The organism is Streptomyces sp. 13-12-16 (assembly GCF_002114215.1).
Taxonomy (GTDB): domain Bacteria; phylum Actinomycetota; class Actinomycetes; order Streptomycetales; family Streptomycetaceae; genus Streptomyces.
Map to the genome: position 1 here is coordinate 1 of NZ_NCTE01000276.1, position 9,390 is coordinate 9,390.

At 70.7% G+C, this 9,390-nt stretch carries 9 protein-coding genes, 1 pseudogene and 1 riboswitch; of the genes and pseudogenes, 6 read left to right on the forward strand and 4 right to left on the reverse strand.

What is annotated here, in order from left to right:
- Nucleotides 1–273: trehalose-phosphatase (locus tag B7767_RS12160; protein ID WP_306297957.1), on the reverse strand; the 273-nt coding region annotated here is incomplete at its 3' end.
- 48 nt (nucleotides 274–321) lie between these two features.
- Nucleotides 322–1,731: a trehalose-6-phosphate synthase gene (locus B7767_RS12165; protein WP_179167121.1), complete on the reverse strand. Its 1,410-nt coding sequence runs from the start codon at nucleotides 1,729–1,731 to the stop codon at nucleotides 322–324.
- A gap of 163 nt (nucleotides 1,732–1,894) precedes the next feature.
- Between B7767_RS12165 and B7767_RS12170 the strand changes: the two genes are divergently transcribed.
- Complete coding sequence (locus B7767_RS12170; protein ID WP_256923418.1) at nucleotides 1,895–2,563, forward strand: hypothetical protein; 669 nt, start codon at nucleotides 1,895–1,897, stop codon at nucleotides 2,561–2,563.
- Between the two features lie 23 nt (nucleotides 2,564–2,586).
- On the opposite strand, the gene B7767_RS12175 is transcribed toward B7767_RS12170, so the two are convergent.
- Nucleotides 2,587–3,558, reverse strand: coding sequence for a glucosyl-3-phosphoglycerate synthase (locus B7767_RS12175; protein WP_085572215.1), 972 nt, complete (start codon nucleotides 3,556–3,558; stop codon nucleotides 2,587–2,589).
- A gap of 140 nt (nucleotides 3,559–3,698) precedes the next feature.
- A riboswitch (SAM riboswitch) is annotated at nucleotides 3,699–3,846 on the forward strand.
- Nucleotides 3,847–3,863: 17 nt separating this feature from the next.
- On the opposite strand from B7767_RS12175, the gene thrC reads away from it, so the two are divergent.
- The 4 genes from thrC to groL all read left to right on the forward strand — a co-directional run bounded on the left by thrC (nucleotide 3,864) and on the right by groL (nucleotide 8,177).
- The gene (gene thrC / locus B7767_RS12180) at nucleotides 3,864–5,153 is read left to right on the forward strand and encodes a threonine synthase (protein ID WP_085572216.1); all 1,290 of its coding nucleotides are present in this window, start codon (nucleotides 3,864–3,866) and stop codon (nucleotides 5,151–5,153) included.
- A 108-nt stretch (nucleotides 5,154–5,261) separates the two neighbouring features.
- Nucleotides 5,262–5,537, forward strand: a complete 276-nt coding sequence (locus tag B7767_RS12185) for a ubiquitin-like small modifier protein 1 (RefSeq protein WP_073934392.1) — start codon at nucleotides 5,262–5,264, stop codon at nucleotides 5,535–5,537.
- Nucleotides 5,538–5,967: 430 nt separating this feature from the next.
- Nucleotides 5,968–6,171, forward strand: a complete 204-nt coding sequence (locus tag B7767_RS12190; RefSeq protein ID WP_004929928.1) for a cold-shock protein — start codon at nucleotides 5,968–5,970, stop codon at nucleotides 6,169–6,171.
- A 383-nt stretch (nucleotides 6,172–6,554) separates the two neighbouring features.
- Nucleotides 6,555–8,177 carry a chaperonin GroEL gene (gene groL, locus B7767_RS12195; protein ID WP_030864456.1) on the forward strand — a complete coding sequence of 541 codons (1,623 nt, stop codon included), beginning with the start codon at nucleotides 6,555–6,557 and terminating at the stop codon, nucleotides 8,175–8,177.
- A gap of 82 nt (nucleotides 8,178–8,259) precedes the next feature.
- Here groL and B7767_RS12200 read toward each other — a convergent pair whose 3' ends face one another.
- Nucleotides 8,260–8,613, reverse strand: a complete 354-nt coding sequence (locus tag B7767_RS12200; RefSeq protein ID WP_085572217.1) for a hypothetical protein — start codon at nucleotides 8,611–8,613, stop codon at nucleotides 8,260–8,262.
- A gap of 155 nt (nucleotides 8,614–8,768) precedes the next feature.
- On the opposite strand from B7767_RS12200, the pseudogene B7767_RS12205 reads away from it, so the two are divergent.
- Nucleotides 8,769–9,390: pseudogene (locus B7767_RS12205) on the forward strand (12-oxophytodienoate reductase); the annotation flags it as partial.

The following is a 9,390-nucleotide window of genomic DNA, read 5'->3' on the forward strand; positions in this document are numbered from 1 at the left end:
GCCGCCGTGGCGGACCGCGACACCCGCCGGCCGTCCGGTGACGACCGCGACCGCGGCCACCCGGGGCGCGAGCGCGGCGAGCGCGTCCACCGCGTCCGGGTGCGCGCGGGCCTGCTCGGGATCGGCCACGATCGGCGCGAGCGTCCCGTCGAAGTCGAGCCCGATCAGTGCCTTCCCCGGGCGGGAGAGAAGCGCCTCCAGCCCTTCCCGCCCGGCCTGCGTGGCGGGCGTCGGCGTGGCACTCGGCTCCGTGGAATCCGTATGGCTGGCCATACCGTCCAACCTATCCGCGCCCGCACCCCCGCACGCCTGTGTGACCGGTCATACCTCCGGCCGGCCGGGCGTTCCGTCCCGCAGCGCGTCCAGCTGTTCCAGGAACCAGCGGGCCGGGGGCAGCGCGGTCGCCGCCGCGGACAGGCGCTTGGTGCGCTCGGCGCGTTCGTCCGGGCCCATCGTCAGGGCCTCGTGCAGGGCGCGGGCGGTCCCGACGACGTCGTACGGGTTGACCGTGATCGCGTCCTCGCCCAGCTCCTCGTGGGCGCCCGCCTCCCGCGACAGCACCAGCGCGCAGCCCGCGTCGGAGACGACCGGGACCTCCTTGGCGACCAGGTTCATGCCGTCGCGGATCGGGTTGACCAGCGCCACGTCCGCCATCCGGTACGCGGCCAGCGAGCGCGCGAAGTCGTCCTTGACGTGCAGGACGACCGGCCGCCAGCCGGGCGTGCCGTAGCGCTCGTTGATGTCCTCGGCGAGCCGCCGCACCTCGGCGGTGTAGTCGCGGTAGACGGCGAGGTCCTGCCGGGAGGGGTAGGCGAAGGCGACGTGCACCACGCGCTCGCGCCACTCGGGGCGGTCGTCCAGGAGCTGCCGGTAGGCCAGCAGGCCCCGCACGATGTTCTTCGACAGCTCGGTCCGGTCGACCCGGACGATCGTCCGGCGCCCCTCGCCGACCTCCTCCCGCAGCGCGGTGATCCGCTCCTCGACGTCCGCCTCGTGGGCGCGGGCGCGCAGGAAGTCCGCGTCGGCGCCCAGGCCGTGCACGCCGATCCGGGTGTCCCCGAGCCCGTCCGCGAAGCGTTCGCAGCACGCGGTGAACGCGTCCGCCCAGCGGTGGGTGAGGAAGCCGAGCCGGTCGGCGCCGAGCATCCCGCGCAGCACCTGCCGCGCGATGTCGTCGGGCAGCATCGCGAAGTACTCCGGCGGCGCCCACGGGGTGTGCGAGAAGTGCGCGATGCGCAGGTCGGGGCGGAGCTCGCGGAGCATCCCCGGGACGAGTGTCAGGTGGTAGTCCTGGACCAGCACCGCCGCACCCCGCGCCGCCTCCTCGGCCAGCGCCTCGGCGAACGCCCGGTTGTAGGCCTCGTACGACGCCCACCGCCGGCGGAACTCCGCGTCGAAGACCGGCTCCAGCGGCGTCTGGTAGAGCATGTGGTGCACGAACCACAGCACCGAGTTGGCGATCCCGTTGTACGCGTCCGCGTGCATGTCCGCCGGGACGTCCAGCATCCGCACGCCGTCCTCGCCGACCCCGCGCCGCACCGCCTCGCGGTCGCCGTCGGACAGCGCCGAGCACACCCACAGCGCCCCGGCGTCCGGCCCGATCGCCGACAGCCCGGAGACCAGCCCGCCACCACCCCGCCCGGTCCGCAGCGAACCGTCGTCCTCCACCGTGTACGAGACGGGCCCGCGATTCGACGCGACCAGCACCTGAGCACCCTGCGTGACAGCCATACGCGTCAACCTAGCCCGGCCCCCGGAACCTCAAACGTGCCCGTGCGTCACCTCGGTGGCGATTTGGTCACGCGTCTTGTGTGGGAGATGTGAACAGGCTGAGGATGTGTGGTGCGCATTTCAACTTTTAGGGGGGCGGACGATCATGTCCATACGTAGGTCCATGCGCGGATCCACCGGCGTGCGCGGACTCACCGGCACGGCTGCGCTGCTCGCGGCCTCCGCACTGGTGCTGGCCGGATGCGGTGACGGCGGCGCCGACACGGAGGCGGAGGGACGGCCCGCGGCGGCCACCGCCACGCCGAGCAGCGGCAGCCCCACCCCCGAGGCGTCCTCCGGCACCCCGACGCCCACACCCACGCCCACACCGACCCCGACCCCCGTCACGTTGCCGGACCACACCGGCGAGAACATCGGGCCGGCCGTCCGCGCCGCCGAGAAGGCCGGCGTCGACTACACCGTCCGCCTCCAGGGCACCGGGAAGCGGGCCTCGTCCTGGGGCACGGGCGAGAAGGTATGCGAGCAGACCGACGGCTCCGGCACGGTGACGTTCACCGTCCCCCGTGACGGCCACGACTGCGACGGACGCCCGCTGCACACCCCGGAGCCGGCCCCCACCCCGGAACCGGCGAGGACCCAGGACTCCGGCGGCAGCGGCGGTGGTACCGGTGCCTGCGAACTCACCAGCCCGGCCGGCAACTGCTACGCCGACGGCCAGTTCTGCGCCGGGAAGCACCGCGGTCTGAGCACCCACGGCCGCGGCGGCGAGTACCTGACCTGCGCGCAGGACTCCGGCGGCACCTGGCGCTGGTCGGACGGCGTTTCCGGCTGACGGCCACGGGGGCGGCCGGGCGGTCAGGCCACTCGCCGTGCCTGGTACTCCGCGATCTCCGCCATCGGCGGCCGTTCCTCCGTGTCCACGGAGTACGTACGGGGTTCGAAGCTGTCGCCGGTCCGCTCGAACTGGGTCAGGGACGGGCGGAGCAGATGGCCGCGGGCCAGGCGGAGCTGGGCGGTCCGGTAGATCGCGGCGGCCATCCGGCCGAGGGCCTGGCCGTCCTGGTGGCGGTGGATGCGGACGCCGACGTCCACCTGGGCGAGGGCGTCCAGGCCCACCAGGTGCAGGGCGTCGACCAGCATGCCGAGTTCGACGCCGTACCCGACCGGGAACGGCAGTTGTTCCAGCAGGCTCCGGCGGGCCGCGTACTCGCCGCCGAGCGGCTGGACGAACCCGGCGAGCTGGGGCCAGTGCATGTTCAGCAGCGGGCGGGCCATCAGCTCCGTGACCCGGCCGCCCTGACCGGCGGCGATCGTGCCGGAGGCGCGTCCGTCGGACACCGTGAGGGGACGGTCGTACATGGCCTTGACCAGGTGCACGTCCGGCTCGGTGAGCAGCGGGCCGACGATGCCGGAGACGAAGTCGGAGGAGAACTCCCGCAGATCCGCGTCGACGAAGCACACGATGTCGCCGCGGGTGACGAGCAGGGAACGCCACAGCACCTCGCCCTTGCCGGGCACCGCCGGTATCCGGGGCAGGATCGCGTCCCGGTGCACCACGGTCGCGCCCGCCGCCGCCGCCACCTCGGCCGTGCGGTCGGTCGAACCCGAGTCGACCACCACCACCTCGTCGACCAGCGGGACCTGGAGCACCAGGTCGTGCCGGATCACCGACACGATCTCGCCGACCGTCGCCTCCTCGTCGAGCGCGGGCAGCACCACGCTCACCGTCTGCCCCGTCGCGCGTTTCGCCGCCAGGATCCGGTGGAGCGGGCGGTCGGCCACGGACCAGGAACGGTCGATCAGCCAGCGCTCGACTTCTTCCAGCACGGTCCCGGGCTCCTCACTGGCCTGTGATCCATCTCGCGGTACGGACGACTATCTCAACCATGCAGGCCTTCGGTTACAGTCTTGAACAACGCCGATGACCACCGCATGCCGGGGTCACCGCGCGGACGACAACTGAACACCGCTCATCCAGAGGGGCAGAGGGATACGGCCCGATGAAGCCCCGGCAACCCTCCAGTCGGTTCTTGTCACACGGACGTGGCGAGGCTCCCGGCTAGGGAAGGTGCCAAATCCGTCTCACGGCGAGGTGCGTCGTGAGGAAGATGAGGAGAAAGGGCCTCGCCTCCATGGCTGTGCAGACCGTTGCAAGCACCACCGATTCCGCCGCCGTAGACCTCGGCCCCGCCGCGGCGCTCTCCTGCCGCGAATGCGGGCACCGCGTCCCCCTCGGTCCCGTCTTCGCCTGCGAGGAGTGTTTCGGCCCGCTGGAGATCGCGTACGACTTCTCGGCCCACGACACCGAGGAGCTCCGCAAGCGGATCGAAGCGGGACCCGCGAACATCTGGCGCTACGCGCCGCTGCTGCCCGTCCCGGCGGACGTGGCGACCAAGCCGAACCTGAACCCCGGCTGGACCAAGCTCGTCCAGGCCGACAACCTCGCGCGTGAACTGGGCGTCGACGCCGGCAAGCTGTTCGTCAAGGACGACTCCGGCAACCCGACGCACTCCTTCAAGGACCGCGTCGTCGCCCAGGCCATCGAGGCCGCCCGCGCCTTCGGCTTCACCACCCTCTCCTGCTCCTCCACCGGCAACCTCGCCGGCGCCGTCGGCGCCGCCGCGGCCCGCGCCGGGTTCCGGTCCTGCGTGTTCATCCCGCACGACCTGGAGCAGGGCAAGGTCGTCATGGCCGCCGTCTACGGCGGTGAACTCGTCGGCATCGAGGGCAACTACGACGACGTGAACCGCTTCTGCTCCGAGCTGATCGGCGACCCGGCCGGCGAGGGCTGGGGCTTCGTCAACGTCAACCTGCGGCCGTACTACGCGGAGGGGTCCAAGACCCTCGCGTACGAGATCTGCGAGCAGCTCGGCTGGCGGCTCCCGGACCAGATCGTGATCCCGATCGCCTCCGGCTCCCAGCTCACGAAGATCGACAAGGGGCTGCAGGAGCTGATCGGGCTCGGCCTGGTCGAGGACAAGCCGTACAAGATCTTCGGCGCGCAGGCCGAGGGGTGCTCGCCGGTGTCCACCGCGTACAAGGCGGGGCACGACGTCGTACGTCCGCAGAAGCCGGACACGATCGCCAAGTCGCTGGCGATCGGGAACCCGGCGGACGGGCCGTACGTCCTGGACATCGCCCGCCGGACGGGCGGGGCGGTGGAGGACGTGAACGACGAACAGATCGTCGACGCGATCAAGCTGCTGGCGCGTACCGAGGGGATCTTCGCGGAGACCGCGGGGGGCGTGACCGTGGGGGTCACCAGGAAGCTCCTCGAGAGCGGGGCGCTCGACCCGTCCCTGACCACCGTCGTGCTCAACACCGGGGACGGTCTGAAGACGCTGGACGCGGTGGCAGGCACCGGGTTGACCGCGACGATCCGTCCCAGCCTCGAGTCGTTCCGCGAAGCCGGGCTCGTCTGAGTCGTCCGTCCGCGGACCGTCCGTGGCCGGTCGCGCCCACGCGGCGGCAGCCGCATGTCAAACACAGTCCCGCGCCCCCAGGGTGCTGTCCCTCCCGGAGGTCTCCTCGTGAGCGTCACCGTTCGTATTCCGACCATCCTGCGCACCTACACCGGTGGGCAGGCCGAGGTCGCCGCCGAGGGCGCGACCCTCGGCGAGGTCATCCAGGACCTGGAGAAGAACCACACCGGGATCGCCGCCCGGGTGCTGGACGACCAGGGCAAGCTGCGGCGGTTCGTGAACGTCTACGTCAATGACGACGACGTCCGGTTCGAGCAGGGGCTCGAGACGGCCACCCCGGACGGAGCCGGCGTGTCGATCATTCCGGCGGTGGCCGGCGGCTGATCATTACCTTCGGTAATGAGGGTTACCGAGCGTTCGGGGCATCGCCCCCTCCGTGAGAGAAACGGAGGGGGCAATTCCATGGGATTGAGCGCGGTAGAGTTGGGGAACGCGCTCCCGATCCGCTGATCGGAAACACTGAATTCCTGCCGCAGGCCCGACTGGATGTAGCCAAAGTATGGGCACCTTCCGCGGCATTTGCGCCCTTTGTGTGGCCCGACTTGCCCTGGATTAAGGCGAATTCTCGCCACATTCCGGACCGGTGTCGTCCAGATTTCTCGTCCGATTGACCTGTTGCAGACGGCAGTTGGACAGATACATTCAGCCGCGGTCGACGCGTTCCGGCGCACGCCCCCAACCGTTGGGGGGTGAGGTCTGACCCGGATCCGCGAAGTGTGGATCTGTGCAAGGGCCAGTAATAGGGGAGTTAGGCATGGCTCAGGGCACCGTCAAGTGGTTCAACGCGGAGAAGGGGTACGGCTTCATCGCGGTCGACGGTGGTGCGGATGTTTTCGTCCACTACAGCGCGATCCAGATGGACGGCTACCGCACCCTCGAAGAAGGCCAGCGGGTCGAGTTCGAGATCTCGCAGGGTCAGAAGGGCCCACAGGCCGACATGGTTCGTCTCAGCGCCTGAACGCGCTACCAGCCGCAAGCATCTTCTGCCGACGAAGGGCCCGCACCCCCCGGGGTGCGGGCCCTTCGCCGTGCCCACGCGCGGCCGGACGGTGTTCGCGTGCGGCCGAGCACCCCCGTGTACTCCCCATGGGCGCTTGCGCCCACCCGTCACCCGACCGCCACCCCTCAACGAGCCCGCTTCGCGGGCGCGCCTTGCACTCGGGTGGGTCGAGTGCTAATCATTGGCGTTAGCACTCTGAAGGTGAGAGTGACAACGAAGGACCGGGTCGGTGAGGCCCGCGGGCCGTGTGGGGCAAGGAACCACGGGGCCGGCGAGCCGTCCGTCGCGGGCGCGGGCGCGGTCCGAAGGAATCACCCCCAGTCCTGGAGGGACCACTTCACATGGCCAAGATCATCGCGTTCGACGAGGAGGCGCGGCGCGGCCTCGAGCGCGGCATGAACCAGCTCGCGGACGCCGTCAAGGTGACGCTCGGCCCCAAGGGCCGCAACGTCGTCCTCGAGAAGAAGTGGGGCGCCCCCACGATCACCAACGATGGTGTGTCCATCGCCAAGGAGATCGAGCTCGAGGACCCGTACGAGAAGATCGGCGCCGAGCTGGTCAAGGAAGTCGCCAAGAAGACGGACGACGTCGCCGGTGACGGTACGACCACCGCGACCGTCCTCGCCCAGGCCCTGGTGCGCGAGGGTCTGCGCAACGTCGCCGCCGGCGCCAACCCGATGGCCCTGAAGCGCGGTATCGAGAAGGCCGTCGAGGCCGTCTCCGGTGCCCTGCTCGAGCAGGCGAAGGATGTCGAGACCAAGGAGCAGATCGCCTCCACGGCCTCCATCTCCGCCGCCGACACCCAGATCGGCGAGCTGATCGCCGAGGCCATGGACAAGGTCGGCAAGGAAGGCGTCATCACCGTCGAGGAGTCCCAGACCTTCGGTCTGGAGCTGGAGCTCACCGAGGGTATGCGCTTCGACAAGGGCTACATCTCGGCGTACTTCGCCACCGACATGGAGCGTATGGAGGCCGTCCTCGACGACCCGTACATCCTGATCGCGAACTCCAAGATCTCCAACGTCAAGGACCTGCTCCCGCTCCTGGAGAAGGTCATGCAGTCGGGCAAGCCGCTGCTGATCATCGCCGAGGACGTCGAGGGCGAGGCCCTGTCGACCCTGGTCGTCAACAAGATCCGCGGCACCTTCAAGTCCGTCGCCGTCAAGGCCCCGGGCTTCGGCGACCGCCGCAAGGCCATGCTCGGCGACATCGCCATCCTCACGGGCGGCGAGGTCATCTCCGAGGAGGTCGGCCTCAAGCTGGAGAACGCCACGCTCGACCTGCTGGGCAAGGCGCGCAAGGTCGTCATCACCAAGGACGAGACCACCATCGTCGACGGTTCGGGCTCGGCCGACCAGGTCCAGGGCCGCGTGAACCAGATCCGCGCCGAGATCGAGAACAGCGACTCGGACTACGACCGCGAGAAGCTGCAGGAGCGCCTGGCGAAGCTCGCCGGCGGCGTCGCGGTCATCAAGGCCGGTGCCGCCACCGAGGTGGAGCTCAAGGAGCGCAAGCACCGCATCGAGGACGCCGTGCGCAACGCCAAGGCGGCCGTCGAGGAGGGCATCGTCGCCGGTGGTGGCGTGGCCCTGCTGCAGGCCTCCCAGGTCTTCGAGAAGCTGGAGCTCGACGGTGACGAGGCGACCGGCGCCAACGCCGTGAAGCTCGCGCTGGAGGCTCCGCTGAAGCAGATCGCCGTCAACGGTGGTCTCGAGGGCGGCGTCGTCGTGGAGAAGGTCCGCAACCTCACGGTCGGCCACGGCCTGAACGCCGCGACCGGCGAGTACGTCGACATGATCGCCGAGGGCATCATCGACCCGGCGAAGGTGACGCGCTCCGCGCTGCAGAACGCCGCGTCGATCGCCGCGCTGTTCCTCACCACCGAGGCCGTCATCGCCGACAAGCCGGAGAAGGCCGCGGCTCCGGCCGGCGGCGGCATGCCGGGCGGTGACATGGACTTCTGATCCTTCCGAGGATCGGAACCGTCCGTCGTACGACCGAGGGCGGCACCCCCTGTTCCGGCAGGGGGTGCCGCCCTCGGGCGTTTCAGGAGGCGCACCACGGCACCCGGCAGACGTGCGGTGCCGTGCCCTGCGGACACAGGCCCCGCAGCACCGCCTTGCGGACCGCCCGCCAGGTCCGCAGCGAGCACGCCAGGCGGACGCGCAGCTCGACCGGCTCCCGCGCGCCGCTGCTCCGGCCCGGGTGCTCCCAGGCCCACTGCTGCGCCAGGTGGTCGTAGAGGTCGGCGGTCGTCATCCCGCCTGGGAGCGTGCGGACGACGGCCAGGCCGACGGTCCGGGCGTTCCGGGACCCCACGGCCCGGTCGACGACCGAGCCGGCCCATGCCAGCCCCTCCTCGTCCGCGTACAGGCCGAAGCGCAGGAGACGTGTTCTCATCGGGCGACCGTACCCCGGCGCTCGGGAGGCGCCTTGTGACCGGGGTCACGCTCGGGGCCCGGGGGGAATGCCCCCGCCCGCTTCCCGGTTGGTGCTGAGCGTGCATTCGATGCACGTACACATACTGACCGGTATTCAAAACAGAGGAGCCCCACGTGACCGTCACCTCCCCGGACACCACCGCCCGAGCCGCCGGGATCCTCTCCCGGCCCGTCACGATCAACGGCCTGACCGTCCCCAACCGCATCGCCATGGCACCGATGACCCGGATGTTCTCGCCGGGCGGCGTGCCCGGTGCGGACGTGGTGTCGTACTACTCGCGTCGCGCCGCGGCCGGTGTCGGACTGATCGTCACCGAGGGGACGTACGTGGGGCACGAGTCGGCCGGGCAGAGCGACCGGGTGCCGCGGTTCCACGGGGAGGAGCAGCTCGCGGGCTGGGCGAAGGTCGCCGAGGCCGTGCACGCGGCGGGCGGCACCATCGTGCCGCAGCTCTGGCACATCGGCATGGTCCGCGAGCAGGGCCAGGCGCCGTACCCCGAGGCCCCGGCGGTCGGTCCGTCCGGGGTGCGCACGGACGGCACCGAGGGCAAGGGCGAGGCGATGACGCAGGCCGACATCGACGCCGTCGTCGCCGCGTTCGCCCGGGCAGCCGCCGACGCCGAGCGCATCGGCTTCGACGGCGTGGAGCTGCACGGCGCCCACGGCTACCTCATCGACCAGTTCCTGTGGGCCGGCACCAACCGCCGCACCGACGCCTACGGCGGTGACCCGGGGG